At 50.9% G+C, this 15,308-nt stretch carries 10 protein-coding genes; 7 read left to right on the top strand and 3 right to left on the bottom strand.

Annotated features, from left to right (window positions below):
- Positions 1-14 precede the first annotated feature (14 nt).
- From cmoM to AACU55_RS21355, 7 genes are all read left to right on the top strand, one after another.
- Positions 15-800 (top strand): tRNA uridine 5-oxyacetic acid(34) methyltransferase CmoM, encoded by a 786-nt coding sequence (gene cmoM, locus AACU55_RS21385; RefSeq protein ID WP_134706080.1) that lies wholly within the window; start codon positions 15-17, stop codon positions 798-800.
- Positions 797-2,119 carry a chromosome partition protein MukF gene (mukF, locus tag AACU55_RS21380; RefSeq protein WP_134706079.1) on the top strand — a complete coding sequence of 441 codons (1,323 nt, stop codon included), beginning with the start codon at positions 797-799 and terminating at the stop codon, positions 2,117-2,119. The genes cmoM and mukF overlap by 4 nt, the downstream gene beginning before the upstream one ends.
- Positions 2,100-2,831: a chromosome partition protein MukE gene (mukE, locus tag AACU55_RS21375; protein WP_013574848.1), complete on the top strand. Its 732-nt coding sequence runs from the start codon at positions 2,100-2,102 to the stop codon at positions 2,829-2,831. The genes mukF and mukE overlap by 20 nt, the downstream gene beginning before the upstream one ends.
- Entirely contained in the window at positions 2,828-7,276 is a 4,449-nt protein-coding gene (mukB, locus tag AACU55_RS21370) for a chromosome partition protein MukB (protein ID WP_134706078.1), read from the top strand. Before mukE ends, mukB begins: the two co-directional genes overlap by 4 nt.
- Positions 7,277-7,637: 361 nt before the next feature.
- Entirely contained in the window at positions 7,638-9,488 is a 1,851-nt protein-coding gene (gene ldtD / locus AACU55_RS21365) for a L,D-transpeptidase (RefSeq protein ID WP_134706077.1), read from the top strand.
- A 179-nt stretch (positions 9,489-9,667) separates the two neighbouring features.
- Positions 9,668-10,219, top strand: a complete 552-nt coding sequence (locus AACU55_RS21360) for a YcbK family protein (protein WP_013574851.1) — start codon at positions 9,668-9,670, stop codon at positions 10,217-10,219.
- Positions 10,220-10,270: 51 nt separating this feature from the next.
- Positions 10,271-10,918: an MBL fold metallo-hydrolase gene (locus tag AACU55_RS21355; protein WP_013574852.1), complete on the top strand. Its 648-nt coding sequence runs from the start codon at positions 10,271-10,273 to the stop codon at positions 10,916-10,918.
- Between the two features lie 85 nt (positions 10,919-11,003).
- On the opposite strand, the gene AACU55_RS21350 is transcribed toward AACU55_RS21355, so the two are convergent.
- The 3 genes from AACU55_RS21350 to asnS all read right to left on the bottom strand — a co-directional run bounded on the left by AACU55_RS21350 (position 11,004) and on the right by asnS (position 15,248).
- Positions 11,004-12,194 carry an amino acid aminotransferase gene (locus AACU55_RS21350; protein WP_013574853.1) on the bottom strand — a complete coding sequence of 397 codons (1,191 nt, stop codon included), beginning with the start codon at positions 12,192-12,194 and terminating at the stop codon, positions 11,004-11,006.
- Between the two features lie 241 nt (positions 12,195-12,435).
- Positions 12,436-13,548, bottom strand: a complete 1,113-nt coding sequence (gene ompC / locus AACU55_RS21345) for a porin OmpC (protein WP_037036012.1) — start codon at positions 13,546-13,548, stop codon at positions 12,436-12,438.
- Between the two features lie 299 nt (positions 13,549-13,847).
- Positions 13,848-15,248 (bottom strand): asparagine--tRNA ligase, encoded by a 1,401-nt coding sequence (gene asnS, locus AACU55_RS21340; RefSeq protein ID WP_013574855.1) that lies wholly within the window; start codon positions 15,246-15,248, stop codon positions 13,848-13,850.
- Positions 15,249-15,308: the final 60 nt, after the last annotated feature.

Here is a 15,308-nt window from a genome sequence, read left to right as displayed (position 1 = left end):
ACAGGGTTCATTTCATGCAGGATCGTAATTTCGACGATATGGCCGAGAAGTTTTCGCGCAATATCTACGGCACAACAAAGGGACGTATCCGTCAGGCTGTGCTGGGTCAGGATCTGCATGATTTACTACAGACTTTGCCTCAGAGGCCACTGCGCATCCTTGATGCGGGCGGCGGTGAAGGACAAATGGCCTGTGAACTGGCAGCTTTAGGACATAAGGTCTTGTTGTGTGATCTCTCCGGTGAGATGATCCGCCGCGCCGAGGCGGCTGCGCTGGAAAAAGGTGTGAGCGACAACATGCAATTTGTACAATGTCCGGCTCAGCATATCGCCGAACATTTGGAACAGCCGGTTGATCTGATATTGTTCCATGCGGTCATCGAATGGCTGGCCGAACCTCAACAGGCTCTGGCCGCACTGGTCAATTGTCTGACCCCCGGTGGCGCAATATCACTGATGTTTTACAATATCCACGGTCTGGTCATGCGGCACATGATCCTTGGCAATTTTGCTCATGTTGAAGCGGGTGTGCCAAAAATCAAAAAAAGCTCCCTGTTACCCGATCACCCGCTGGAACCCGCACAGGTTTACCAGTGGCTGGAAGAACTTGGGATGCAGATCAGCGGCAAGACCGGTGTTAGAGTGTTCCACGATTATTTGCGAAACAGACAACAACATAAACAGGATTTTGATGAGCTTCTGGCGCTGGAACAGCGTTATTGTCGTCAGGAACCTTTTGTTAGTTTGGGACGTTACATCCACGTGATGGCGCACAAACCCATTCTGAAGGACGAATTATGAGTGAATTTTCCCAGACTGTACCCGAACTGGTCGCCTGGGCACGCAAAAATGATTTCTCAATTTCGCTGCCAACGGAGCGGCTGGCTTTTCTTCTGGCAATCGCCACATTAAACAGCGAGCGCCTTGATGGAGAAATGAGTGAGGGTGAACTGGTCGACGCGTTTCGTCATGTCAGCAAGGGATTTGAGCAGACAAATGAAACCATCACCGTACGTGCCAATAACGCCATCAATGACATAGTGCGTCAGCGTTTGCTCAACCGTTTTGTCAGTGAACTGGCCGACGGTAATGCCATTTATCGCCTGACGCCTTTGGCGATCGGCATTTCAGATTATTACATCCGCCAGCGAGAGTTCTCAACGTTGCGGTTGTCTATGCAGTTGTCGATCGTTGCTCAGGAACTCAAGCGTGCAGCCGATGCAGCCGAAGAGGGCGGTGATGATTTTCACTGGCATCGCAATGTTTACGCGCCACTTAAATACTCAGTAGCTGAAATTTTTGACAGCATCGACATGACCCAGCGGATCATGGACGAGCAGCAGCAGGGCGTGAAAGACGACATTGCCGCGTTGCTCAATAAAGACTGGCGTGCGGCAATTTCCAGTTGTGAAATCCTCCTGTCAGAAACTTCCGGCACGCTGCGTGAATTGCAGGATACGCTCGAGGCGGCCGGTAACCTGTTGCAGGCGCATCTTATGCGTATTCAGGATGCCACGATGGTCGAACTCGATTTGAGCTTTGTCGACAAACTGGTTTTCGACCTGCAGAACAAACTCGACCGCATTACCAGTTGGGGCCAGCAGGCTATTGACCTGTGGATTGGCTATGACCGGCATGTGCATAAATTTATCCGTACTGCCATCGACATGGATAAAAACCGGGTGTTCGCCCAGCGTCTGCGCCAGTCGGTTCAGAACTATTTTGATCAGCCATGGACGCTGACCTTCGCCAATGCTGACCGTCTGCTGGATATGCGCGATGAAGAACTGGCCTTGCGCAGCGAGGAAGTGACCGGCGAACTTCCGCCAGATCTTGAGTTTGAAGAATTTAACGAAATCCGCGAACAACTTGCGGCATTGATTGAACAGGCATTACAGGTTTATCAGCAACAAAAAACGCCGCTCAATCTGGGCATGGTAATGCGCGAATATCTTAAACAGTATCCGCGTGCCCGACATTTTGATGTCGCGCGAATTGTGGTCGACCAGGCTGTGCGCCTTGGTGTGGCTGAAGCAGATTTTTCAGGATTGCATGCCGAATGGCAGGCAATCAATGATTACGGAGCCAAGGTGCAGGCCCATGTCATCGACAAATATTGAACACATAATGCCAGCTAAGCTGGCGCAGGCACTGGCGAACTCAGTGTTTCCTGCTCTCGACAGCCAACTGCGTTCTGGCCGTCATATCGGTATTGATGAGCTGGATAACCACGCTTTCCTGATGGACTATCAGGAAGAAATGGAACTCTTTTACAGCCGCTACAACGTGGAGTTAATCCGGGCACCAGAAGGTTTCTTCTACCTGCGCCCGCGCTCCACCACGCTTATCCCGCGCTCCGTACTTTCTGAGCTGGATATGATGGTGGGTAAAATCCTTTGCTATCTGTATCTCAGCCCGGAACGTCTGGCGCATGAGGGGATTTTTACCCAGCAGGAACTGTATGACGAATTACTGAGCCTGGCGGATGAAAGCAAATTACTTAAATACGTCAACCAACGTTCAACCGGCTCAGATTTGGATCGCCAGAAATTGCAGGACAAAGTCCGCACGTCCCTGAACCGACTACGCCGGCTGGGCATGGTGTATTTCATGGGGGTTGATAGCAGCAAATTCCGTATCACTGAAGCGGTATTCCGGTTTGGTGCGGATGTCCGCAGCGGCGATGACGCGCGCGAAGCACAACTGCGGATGATCCGCGACGGTGAAGCAATGCCGGTCGACAGCGCGCTGTCACTGAATGACGAAAGTGAGGACGGCGAATCGCTGGCAGTGCAGCAAGGGCATGAGAGCGCAGAGGATGAACAGGAATGATTGAACGCGGTAAATTTCGCTCACTGACGCTGGTTAACTGGAACGGGTTCTTTGCCCGTACTTTTGACCTCGACTCACTGGTCACCACGCTTTCCGGCGGTAACGGGGCCGGTAAATCCACCACGATGGCGGCTTTCGTCACGGCGCTGATCCCCGATCTGACGTTGCTGCATTTCCGTAACACCACCGAAGCGGGCGCAACTTCCGGTTCGCGTGATAAAGGCCTGCACGGTAAATTGCGTGCGGGTGTCTGTTACTCGGTTCTGGATGTGGTGAACTCCCGTCACCAGCGTATTGTCGTGGGGGTTCGTCTGCAGCAGGTCGCCGGTCGTGACCGTAAAGTCGACATCAAACCTTTCACGATTCAGGGCTTGCCGGTTGCGGTCAATCCGACGGAAATGCTGACTGAAACGGTCGGCGAGCGTCAGGCTCGTGTGCTGTCTTTGCAGGAACTGAAAGATCGCGTGGAAGCGATGGAAGGCGTGCAGTTCAAGCAGTTCAACTCGATTACCGATTACCATGCCCTGATGTTTGATCTGGGTGTTATTCCACGTCGTTTGCGATCGGCATCCGACCGTAGCAAGTTCTATCGTCTGATTGAAGCCTCGCTTTATGGCGGTATTTCCAGTGCCATCACCCGTTCCCTGCGCGACTATTTGTTGCCGGAAAACAGTGGCGTGCGGAAAGCCTTCCAGGATATGGAAGCGGCGCTGCGTGAAAACCGTATGACGCTGGAAGCTATCCGCGTTACTCAGTCTGACCGCGACCTGTTTAAACACCTGATTTCTGAAGCGACGTCTTACGTGGCTGCAGATTATATGCGTCACGCCAATGAACGCCGTATTCATCTCGATGGTGCGCTGGTACTGCGTAATGATTTGTTCACCAGCCGCAAACAGTTGTCCGGCGAGCAATACCGTCATGTCGAAATGGCACGTGAACTGGCTGAGCAAAGTGGTGCGCAAAGCGATTTAGAAACCGATTATCAGGCTGCCAGCGATCATCTGAGTCTGGTTCAGACGGCGATGCGTCAACAGGAAAAAATCGAGCGTTATGAAAGTGATCTCGAAGAGCTGACGTACCGTCTGGAAGAACAGAACGAAGTGGTGGCCGAAGCCAGCGAGCTGCACGCCGAACATGAAGCGCGCGCTGAAGCCGCTGAACTGGAAGTGGATGAGCTGAAAAGCCAGCTGGCCGATTACCAGCAGGCGCTGGATGTTCAGCAGACCCGTGCGATTCAGTATCAGCAGGCGTTGCAGGCCATTGAGCGTGCGCGCGACTTGTGCCAGATCCCCGATCTGAGCATTCAGAACAGTGAAGAATGGCTGGAAACTTTCCAGAGTAAAGAGCAGGAAGCGACTGAAATCCTGCTGATGCTGGAACAGAAGATGAGCGTCGCTTCTGCCGCCCATAATCAGTTTGAAACGGCTTACCAGCTGGTGGTAAAAATCGCCGGTGAAGTGAGCCGCAGTGAGGCCTGGCAAACGGCGCGTGAATTACTGCGCGACTGGTCTTCACAACAGCATCAGGCCGAACGTGTCGAACCGCTGCGCATGCGCTTGTCAGAACTTGAAGGCCGCCTGCGTGAACAGCAGGATGCCGAACGTCAGTTGCAGGAATTCTGCAAGCGTACGGGTCAGGATGTGCATCCCGAAGATCTGGACGAAATGCAGCGTGAGCTGGAAGTACAGATCGAAGAATTACAGGGTGTTGTGTCGCAGGCAGGTGAGCGTCGCATGGAAATGCGTCAGGAACTTGAACGTGTTCAGTCGCGCATTCGCGAACTGACCGCCCGTGCACCCGTCTGGCTGGCCGCGCAGGAAGCACTTAGCCAGTTAAGCGAGCAAAGTAAGGAACCGCTGGAAAGCAGCCAGCAGGTGACCGAATACATGCAGCAGTTGCTGGAAACGGAACGCGAAACGACGGTTGAGCGTGATGAAGTGGCAGCCCGCAAACGTCGTATTGAAGGGCAGATAACCCGCCTCAGCCAGCCAAGTGGTGCGGAAGATTCCCGCATGATCGCGCTTGCAGAACGCTTCGGTGGCGTGTTGTTGTCGGAAATTTATGATGACGTCACCATCGACGATGCGCCTTACTTCTCTGCATTGTATGGTCCGTCCCGCCACGCGATTGTGGTGCCTGATTTATCCCTGATCCGCGATCAGCTGGATGGGTTGGATGATTGCCCCGAAGACCTCTATCTTATCGAAGGGGATCCACAATCATTTGATGACAATGTCTTTGAAGTAGAAGAAATGCAGGGCGCGGTACTGGTCAAAACGGGTGATCGCCAGTGGCGTTATTCTCACTTCCCACAGGTGCCATTGTTTGGCCGTGCGGCGCGTGAGAACCGTCTGGAAACCTTGCATAAAGAACGCGAAAACCTGTCAGAGCGTTACGCGACATTGTCGTTTGACGTGCAGAAAATTCAGCGTGCACATCAGGCATTTAGTCGTTTCATCGGCAGTCATTTAGCTGTGGCGTTTGACGCCGACCCGGAAGCTGAAATCCGCACTCTGAGCGGGCGTCGTGGCGAACTGGAACGCGCTATCAATGCGCATGAAGGCCAGAATCAGCAACAGCGTCAGCAATACGAGCAGGCGAAAGACGCTATCGGCATGCTTAATAAATTGCAGCCACGTGTCGGCTTGCTGTGTGACGAAACGCTGATTGATCGCGTTGAAGAAATCCGCGAAGAAATGGAAGAGGCACTGGATTCCGCCCGTTTCATTCAGCAACACGGTGTTTCACTGAGCAAGCTGGAACCGCTGGTATCGGTGCTGCAAAGCGACCCGGAACAGCATGAGCAACTGAAAGAAGATTACGCACAGGCGCAGCATGCACAGCGTCTGGCGAAGCAACAGGCATTCGCTCTGACGGAAGTGGTTCAGCGCCGTGCTCACTTCAGCTATACCGACTCCGCCGGCATGCTGAATGAAAACAGTGATCTGAATGACAAACTGCGTCAGCGTCTGGAACATGCGGAAGCGGAACGTACGCGTGCCCGTGAACAAATGCGTCAGCATCAGACACAACTGACGCAGTACAGTCAGGTTCTGGCCTCGCTGAAAAGTTCGTTCGATGCCAAACGCGATATGCTCAAAGAACTTAGCCAGGAATTGCAGGATATCGGTGTTCAGGCTGATGCAAATGCTGAAGCACGTGCTAAAACCCGCCGTGACGAACTGCACACCGCGCTCAGCACCAACCGGGCACGCTGTAATCAGCTCGAAAAACAAATCACCTTCTGCGAAGCAGAAATGGATAACCTGCAGAAGAAATTGCGCAAACTTGAGCGTGATTATCATCAGAGCCGCGAACAGGTAGTGACCTCGAAAGCGGGCTGGTGTGCGGTGATGCGTCTGGTGAAAGACAATGGCGTTGAACGCCGTTTGCACCGCCGTGAGCTGGCGTATATGGATGGCGACGAACTGCGTTCCATGTCGGATAAATCCCTTGGCGCGCTGCGTCTGGCAGTCTCTGATAACGAACATCTGCGTGATGTACTGCGTCTGTCCGAAGATCCAAAACGTCCTGAACGTAAAATCCAGTTCTACATTGCTGTATACCAGCATCTGCGCGAACGTATCCGTCAGGATATTATTCGTACCGATGACCCGGTTGAAGCGATTGAACAGATGGAAATTGAACTGGGCCGTCTGACCGAAGAACTGACTGCCCGCGAGCAGCAACTGGCCATCAGTTCGAAAAGTGTGGCGAATATCATCCGTAAAACCATTCAGCGCGAACAGAACCGTATCCGCCAGCTGAACCAGGGCCTGCAGGCTGTGGCCTTTGGTCAGGTGAAAAGTGTGCGTTTGAACGTGAATGTACGCGAAGCGCACGCGGGACTGCTGGATGTGCTGTCTGAACAGCAGGAACAGCATCAGGATCTCTTCAGCAGTAACCGTCTGACCTTCTCGGAAGCGCTGGCGAAACTCTATCAGCGTCTGAACCCGCAAATTGATATGGGTCAGCGCACACCGCAAACTATTGGTGAAGAACTGCTGGATTACCGCAACTATCTCGAAATGGAAGTGGAAGTGAACCGTGGTTCTGACGGCTGGTTACGCGCAGAAAGCGGGGCGCTGTCAACGGGTGAAGCGATCGGTACCGGTATGTCGATTCTGGTGATGGTGGTTCAGAGCTGGGAAGACGAATCGAGCCGTATGCGCGGGAAGGATATTTCGCCTTGTCGTCTGCTGTTCCTTGATGAAGCCGCACGTCTGGATGCTAAATCTATCGCCACGCTGTTCGAGCTTTGCGACCGTCTGGAAATGCAGCTGATTATTGCGGCACCGGAAAACATCAGCCCTGAAAAAGGCACGACCTATAAACTGGTACGTAAAGTGTTCGGCAATAATGAACATGTACACGTGGTCGGTTTGCGTGGATTCGCACCTGAACTTCCGGCACTGGTCAATACGGAAGCTGACGTTTCCTGAGTGTTTTCAGATAAATAAGATGTCTGATTTTTAAAAGCCCCGGCCTGAGCGCCGGGGCTTTTTATTGAAATTGCATCCATTTCACTTATATTTCTTTAAAAAGTTGTGGTGAACTAAATAGTTTGTAAGCCAACGCTAAGGTGCTGCGCAATTTATAGACGAATGCCTGAAAACAGCACATAAACACGTAAGGGAAGACTTTATTTAAACTGACAGCTGGCTTAGAGTCTTTACGTTACACGCGGGCTCTATTTCATTGAGTTCCTACGCAAAAAAAGAATTCTCTTTATATACTTATTCCAAGAGCTGTTGGCTCAATTTTGGGGATGAGATTGAGCACCTTATCGGGAGGCAAGGGAAGATGTTAATGAATCAAAGGTCTCTCAGGTTTTTAGTCGCCAGCTGTCTGCTGGCGAGCGGTCTCTCGCCGTGGTTTGCTGCATGGGCTACCGTGCCCGCGCTGCCATTAGGAAAAACCACGCTATCAAGCGTACAGAGCATGAGCCATTTGCAGGCAGAGTTATTGCCAAGGGGCATCAGGCCGTTGTATCTGTCATCTCTGTCATCGCTTTATGCTGCAAATCATATGCAGCCCATGTGGAATGATCGCGAAACAGTTCAGTTATTCCAGCAGCAACTCGCCGAGCTGGCCATATCGGGGATCCAGCCTCAGTTCACGCAATGGGTGAAATGGCTGACGGATCCGCAAGTTACCGGCATGGCCCGTGATGTGGTGTTGTCAGATGCAATGCTGGGCTATTTGCAGTTTACGAGCAGCGTGGAAGCCAATGGAAATAAGTGGTTATACAGCGCCACACCGTACAAAATGACGACGCCGTCGCTGACTGTGATTAATCAGTGGCAACTGGCTGTGCGTCAGGGCAATACGTCACACTATTTGTCGACTCTCGCACCACAGCACCCTTATTACACCAAAATGCATGATGCATTGAAAATCATGCTGACGGACAATCGACCATGGCCCGTGATGACAGGATCAGCCAGTTTGCGTCCGGACCAGATCAGTGACGATGTCCCGGCCTTGCGGGAGATCCTGACCCGAACCGGTATGATGGTCGCCTCGCCTGAAGAGAATAAGGTGGCTAAACCGACAGATGAAACTATCGCCCCGAACACGCCGGGAAGCGCGGCAAATGACGATCTGTCTGTTGATGAAACCGCTGATAAGGCCCAGCAATCGACCCCGGCTGTCAGCCCTTCCGCAACATCAGTACAAGATGTCCTGCCAACGGTTCAGTCGACAGAAGTGCCAGCGACACCCGCGCCAGTAGCTGTCGCTGATAATCAGTACACACCGGATTTAGTGGAAGCTGTTAAGCGTTTTCAAAAATGGCAGGGGCTGGAAGCGGACGGTATTATTGGCGGACGTACCCGTCAGTGGCTGAATGCCTCTCCGCAATTGCGTGCTACCTTGCTGGCGCTGAATATTCAGCGTCTGCGCATTCTTCCAGGCAATGTGAACACCGGAATCATGGTGAACATTCCAAACTATCAGCTCACCTATTATCTCAATGGCAATGAAGTGTTGTCGTCACGGGTAATTGTCGGTCGTCCAAGCCGTAAAACGCCGTTAATGAGCAGTGCATTGAATAATGTGGTGGTCAATCCACCGTGGAATGTGCCCACAACGTTAGTGCGTGAAGATATCGTGCCTAAAGCCATGAACAATCCCGGTTACTTCCAGCAACATGGCTATCAGGTATTGTCTGGCTGGAGTAACGATGCTGAAATCATCGATCCTTCAATGATCGACTGGGCAATGATATCACCCAACCATTTCCCCTATCGCATCCGTCAGGCGCCGGGCGTAAGTAATTCCCTGGGACGGTATAAATTTAATATGCCGAGTTCTGATGCCATTTATCTGCATGACACGCCAAACCATAACTTGTTCAGCAAAGACATTCGTGCGCTGAGTTCTGGCTGTGTGAGGGTGAATAAGGCTTCTGAATTAGCCAATATGCTGTTACAGGATGCAGGCTGGAATGACACGCGAATATCTTCTGCATTGCAGGGCGGCAATACTACGTATGTGGCAATACGCCATCATATACCGGTAAAACTGTTTTATCTGACGGCGTGGGTCGCGGATGACGGTAAGCCGCAATTCAGAACAGATATTTACAATTATGATTCAACGGTGAGATCCGGTGCACAAATTCTGCCTCAGGCGGAAATTTTGCTTCAATAAATGCAGTAAAACTAATCTGATAAGGGTCAGAGTATTTGGCCATCGAACGAGCGTGAGCCACTGGCACGCTCGTTTTGCTTATATGGGTTCCCTTGACTCGCAGAAAATTGGCAGTTAAGGTTCAAAACGGCTCAGATCAGAGCTTATTTTTGACTCTCTTACCGGATAGTAAACTGTTCATGAATGAAATCGACAAACATCGCCGTAAATGGCTGGCATTAGGCAGTGCCGCTATGGGGATTGCATTACTTCCAGGTCGTGCATTCGCCACTCTTTCCACACCTCGCCCGCGTATTTTAGTCGTTAACAATATCAATACCGGCGAAACCCTCAAAACCGAGTTTTTTGATGGAAAGCGTTACAACAAGGATGAGTTGGCCCGGTTGAATCATCTGTTCAGGGACTATCGTGCGGAAAAAGTAAAATCTATCGATCCCGCGTTGTTCGATCACCTCTATCGTTTGCAGGTGATGCTTGGCGGAACGAATAAACCAGTCCAGCTGATTTCGGGTTACCGCTCACTGGCGACAAACAACAGCATGCGTGAACCCGGAAGCGGGGTAGCGAAGCACAGCTATCACACGCTTGGGCAGGCAATGGATTTCCACATTCAGGGCATTGAACTGAGCAATATCCGTAAAGCAGCATTAAAAATGCGGATGGGTGGTGTAGGATATTATCCACGAAGTAACTTTGTGCACATCGATACCGGTCCCGCACGGACCTGGTGATGTGTGTAATTAATGGCCTGCCGGAATGTGCAGGCCATTTTGTGGAGCTCTATGAAAACCCATCTTATTACCGTCACGGCGTTCAGCCAAAACTGCTCACTGATTTGGTGTGCTAAAACCAATCAGGCCGCCATTGTTGATCCGGGCGGTGAAGCCGCCAGGATCATCCAGGAAGTTTCTGCCAAAGGTGTATTGGTTACGCAAATTTTGCTGACTCACGGACATCTTGATCACGTGGGTGCCGCAGCAGAACTGGCTGCGCACTATCAGGTACCGGTTATCGGGCCACAAAAAGAAGATGAATTCCTGCTGGATGCGTTACCGACCCAAAGCCAGATGTTTGGCCTCGACCATTGTGACCCGCTGACGCCGGATACCTGGCTGGAAGAAGGGGATTCAGTGAGTGTTGGTGAAGAAATCTTATCCGTGTTGCATTGTCCAGGCCATACGCCGGGGCATATTGTCTTCATCAATGATAAAGCGCGAATTGCCGTTTCTGGTGATGTGATTTTCAAGGGTGGCGTAGGCCGCAGTGATTTCCCGCGTGGTGACCATCAGGCGCTGATTCATTCCATCAAAACGAAATTATTACCGCTCGGCGATGACATGGTCTTTATTCCCGGTCATGGCCCGATGTCAGACTTTGGTTATGAGCGTAAAACGAACCCGTTCCTGCAGGATGAAATGCCGGTCTGGTAATTACGTTTGCTGTTTATCAGCAAAAAACAAAAAGCCCGTCAGGATACCTGACGGGCTTTTTTAATTGAGCAACACTGCTTATCTTTTACAGTACGGCGACGATGGCTTCACACAGCGGTGCCATATTTTCGAGCGTGATGCCGGCAACGTTGATACGGCCGGAGTTCACCGCGTACACGCCGAATTCATCACGTAAACGCAATACCTGATCTTTGGTCAGGCCGCTGAAAGAGAACATCCCGTTCTGGTTAATAATAAAGCTGAAATCCTGTTGAGCGCCTTTTTCCTGCAAGGTGCTGACGAATAGCTGGCGCATACGATGGATACGCAGGCGCATATCGCTTAGTTCCTGCTCCCACAGCGTGCGCAAAGCTTCGTTACCCAGTATGGTGGCTACAACCGCAGCACCGTGTGACGGCGGGTTGGAGTAGTTTGCACGGATAACCGATTTCATTTGGCTGAAAGCGCGACCGGCAGTTTCTTCATCGGCTGCGACTAACGTACAAGCACCTACGCGTTCATTGTATAAGCCGAAGTTCTTCGAGTAAGAACTGGCGACCAGCAATTCCTTATGTTTTGCCACGAACAGGCGCAGACCCGCCGCATCTTCTTCCAGACCTTTTGCAAAGCCCTGATAGGCGAAGTCGAACAACGGTAACCAGCCGTTGCTCACCGACAATTCTGCCAGCTGTGCCCATTGTTCTTCCGTAGGATCGATACCGGTTGGATTGTGACAGCAGCCATGGAACAGCACCACGTCGCCTGCTTTCGCTTCGCTCAGGCTTTTCAGCATGCCATCGAAATCAAGGCTGTGATTTGCGGCGTCATAGTAATTGTATTCCACAACTTCCAGACCGGAAGCAGAGAACACACCTTTATGGTTCGGCCAGCTCGGATTACTGACCCACACGCGTCTGGCGCTGGTTTGCGTAGCGATGAAATCTGCTGCGATACGCAGAGCGCCAGTGCCGCCCGGAGTCTGTGCGGTGCGTGCCCGTTTATCAGCAATAACCGTGCTGTCTTTGCCAAACAGCAGTTCCTGTGTACAACGGGCAAAATCAGGCAACCCGTCGATACTCAGATAGGTTTTAGTGGTTTCATTTTCCAACAGGAACTGTTCGGCTTTTTTCACGCTGGCCAGAACCGGCGTTTTACCTGTTTCGTCTTTATAAACACCAATCCCCAGATTGATTTTATTAGAGCGGTCGTCAGCGCGGAAAAGATCGGTAAGACCCAGGATAGGGTCAGCAGGTGCTGCAGTGATTTTTTCAAACATGTCGGAAAATTCCATAGCCTGATATTACGAAAGAGGCCATCAGGGTAACGCCAGCGCCCCCTTTTGCCAACCGTTTGCGGCAAAAAGAAAACAGAGTTGTGAGAAGGCGTGGGAGATTAAAATATTTTATAGGCGAGGGTGGAAAAGCGGTCTTTTCAAGACTCAGAAATGCATAAGGCAGAGCCGAAGCTCTGCCTTGATATCCACTTTGATGCGCCCGTAAGCGCATCGTTAAGTGATATTAGAACTGGTATTGCAGACCAACACCCACGATGTCGTCAGTGCTGCGACCCGCTGCTTTGGTGTAGCTGTTGTCGTCCAGCAGGTTGATTTTGTAGTCAACATAGGTAGACATGTTTTTGTTGAAGTAGTAGTAAGTACCAACTTCTACATATTTAACCAAGTCAGCATCGCCGCCAGCGTAGGTAGAACCGTTGTTGGTGAAACCGTTCAGGCTCTTACCTTTAGACTGCAGGTATGCGATAGATGGGCGCAGACCGAAATCGAACTGGTACTGAGCAACAACTTCGAAGTTCTGAGTTTTGTTAGCAATTGCATCCGGGTTACCGTAATCGGTGGTGTTACGTGATTCACCGTAGAAGGTTGCCAGGTACAGGTTGTTAGCGTCGTATTTAGCGCCGAATGCGTATGCGTCAGCTTTGTCGCCAGTGCCGTCTTGTTTCTGAGTAACAGTACGGTTAGAAGAGAAGTAAGCACCAGTGATGCTAACACCTGAGTTGCCGATAGCGTAAGCGGCAGAAGTACCCCAGCCGTCGCCATTGGAATCAACTGCGCCACGGCTGTCACGACCTTCGTCGTTTTTGCCCTGGTACTGTACAGCGAAGCTCAGGCCATCAACCAGACCGAAGAAGTTGCTGTTACGGTAAGTTGCCATGCCATTACCACGACCAATCATGAAGTTGTCGTTGTTCTGGTACATGGTGTCATCGCCATAGATTGGCAATTGGTCGGTGTAGGACATTACGTCGTAGATTACGCCGTAGTTACGACCGTAGTCGAAAGAACCTGCATCACCGAATTTCAGACCTGCGAAGCCCAGACGAGTTTTGTTGCCTTCGTCGCCAGCGCTTTCTGCATGGTTAGCCTGAACGTTGTATTCCCACTGGCCGTAACCGGTCAGTTGGTCATTAATTTGAGTTTCGCCTTTGAAGCCGAAACGGACATAGGTCTGGTCGCCATCGTCGCCAGCATTGTCAGAGAAGGTGTGACGTGCGTCAACTTTACCGTACAGATCCAGTTTGTTGCCATCTTTGTTATAGATCTCAGCTGCATTAGCTGCACCAGCAACTAACAGAGCAGGGATTACCACTGCAAGAATATTGCGCTTCATCATTATTATTACCCTCATTGGTTTTATTTGGACACCTGCCACTGCCTAAATAATTCTTTACGGAACTATTTACGAAAGTTTGGTGTCTCCTGTGTCTGAACGCACTATTCCATCCGTGGTGAGCTTAATCCACAGCGAAAATGCTACTAAATTACTAAATATGTTTCAGCGGGAAAGAATGTATTTCAAAATGTGTATTTTACGGAACTTTGTGACAGGGATCTATCTTTGAAAATGACTAAGGCCAGCAAAGCTGGCCTTAGTTTTGTAACTATTATGTTAATTAAAAATAGTTTAATTAATTAGAAGGTTGCACTACGTGGTGTACGTGGGAACGGGATCACGTCACGAACGTTTTGAACACCGGTTACATAGGCGACTAAACGTTCAAAGCCAAGGCCGAAGCCTGAATGCGGGACTGTGCCGTAACGACGAAGATCGCGATACCACCAATAATCTTCTTTATTTAGCCCCATTTCAGCCATACGGGCGTCCAGTACGTCCAGACGTTCCTCACGCTGAGAGCCACCGATAATCTCACCAATGCCCGGTGCCAGAACATCCATTGCCGCGACGGTTTTACCATCGTCATTCATACGCATGTAGAAGGCTTTGATATCTTTCGGATAGTTTTTAACCACCACCGGCGCTTTGAAATGCTGTTCCGCGAGATAACGTTCATGCTCAGAAGAAAGGTCGACACCCCATGAAACCGGGTTTTCGAATTTCTGATCACAATTCATTAATATTTCTACTGCATCGGTGTAGTCTACCTGGGCGAAATCGGATGTTACAAATCGCTCAAGGCGTGCAACAGCATCTTTGTCTACACGGTCAGCAAAAAAGGCCATATCGTCTGCGCGTTCGTCTAAAACGGCTTTGAAAACATATTTAAGCATGTTTTCAGCCAGCGCTGCGATGTCATCCAGTGTCGCAAATGCGACTTCCGGTTCTACCATCCAGAATTCCGCAAGGTGACGGCTGGTGTTGGAATTCTCTGCACGGAAAGTCGGACCGAAGGTGTAAACCTTGGACAGCGCACAGGCATACGTTTCGCCGTTCAGCTGGCCGGAAACCGTCAGGAACGCTTCTTTGCCGAAGAAATCTTCGCTGAAGTCGATTTCGCCTTTGTCTGTACGCGGCAGATTTTGCAGATCCAGTGTCGATACGCGGAACATCTCACCGGCGCCTTCTGTATCGGAGGCAGTGATCAGCGGTGTGGACACCCAGAAATACCCGTTTTCATGATAGAAACGGTGAATGGCCTGAGAGAGGGTGTTGCGCACACGGGCGACAGCACCAATCAGGTTGGTGCGCGGGCGAAGGTGAGCCACTTCACGCAGGTATTCGATGCTATGGCGTTTTGCCGCCATCGGATAAGTATCAGGGTCATCCACCCAGCCAACAACGTTGACGGTCGTTGCCTGCAGCTCAAAACTCTGGCCTTCGCCAGGTGAGGCGACAACAATACCGGTCACTTCTACTGAACAACCCGTCGTCAGACGCAATACGTCTTCCTGATAATTGGGCAGAGAATTATTGATGACGGCCTGTAAAGGATTAAAGCAGGAGCCGTCATAAACGGCGACGAATGAGATACCAGCTTTAGAATCTCTCCGGGTACGTACCCAACCGCGTACGGTGACTTCACTGTCAACCGCAGCACGGCCTTGCAGTACGTCGACTACAGGCACAACGCTCATAGATTTCTCTCTTTCTTTATATATGTTGACTAAGAAATATTGGACACCCTGTAAATAGGG

It is taken from the genome of Rahnella sp. CJA17(1/100) (assembly GCF_963881615.1).
GTDB classification, from domain to species: domain Bacteria; phylum Pseudomonadota; class Gammaproteobacteria; order Enterobacterales; family Enterobacteriaceae; genus Rahnella; species Rahnella aceris.
This window is presented reverse-complemented; position numbering and strand designations above follow the sequence as displayed.

Coding starts and splice junctions, on each gene's coding strand:
- cmoM (WP_134706080.1), top strand. CDS start 15: ATGCAGGATCGTAATTTCGACGATATGGCCGAGAAGTTTTCGCGCAAT.
- mukF (WP_134706079.1), top strand. CDS start 797: ATGAGTGAATTTTCCCAGACTGTACCCGAACTGGTCGCCTGGGCACGC.
- mukE (WP_013574848.1), top strand. CDS start 2,100: ATGTCATCGACAAATATTGAACACATAATGCCAGCTAAGCTGGCGCAG.
- mukB (WP_134706078.1), top strand. CDS start 2,828: ATGATTGAACGCGGTAAATTTCGCTCACTGACGCTGGTTAACTGGAAC.
- ldtD (WP_134706077.1), top strand. CDS start 7,638: ATGTTAATGAATCAAAGGTCTCTCAGGTTTTTAGTCGCCAGCTGTCTG.
- AACU55_RS21360 (WP_013574851.1), top strand. CDS start 9,668: ATGAATGAAATCGACAAACATCGCCGTAAATGGCTGGCATTAGGCAGT.
- AACU55_RS21355 (WP_013574852.1), top strand. CDS start 10,271: ATGAAAACCCATCTTATTACCGTCACGGCGTTCAGCCAAAACTGCTCA.
- AACU55_RS21350 (WP_013574853.1), bottom strand. CDS start 12,194: ATGTTTGAAAAAATCACTGCAGCACCTGCTGACCCTATCCTGGGTCTT.
- ompC (WP_037036012.1), bottom strand. CDS start 13,548: ATGATGAAGCGCAATATTCTTGCAGTGGTAATCCCTGCTCTGTTAGTT.
- asnS (WP_013574855.1), bottom strand. CDS start 15,248: ATGAGCGTTGTGCCTGTAGTCGACGTACTGCAAGGCCGTGCTGCGGTT.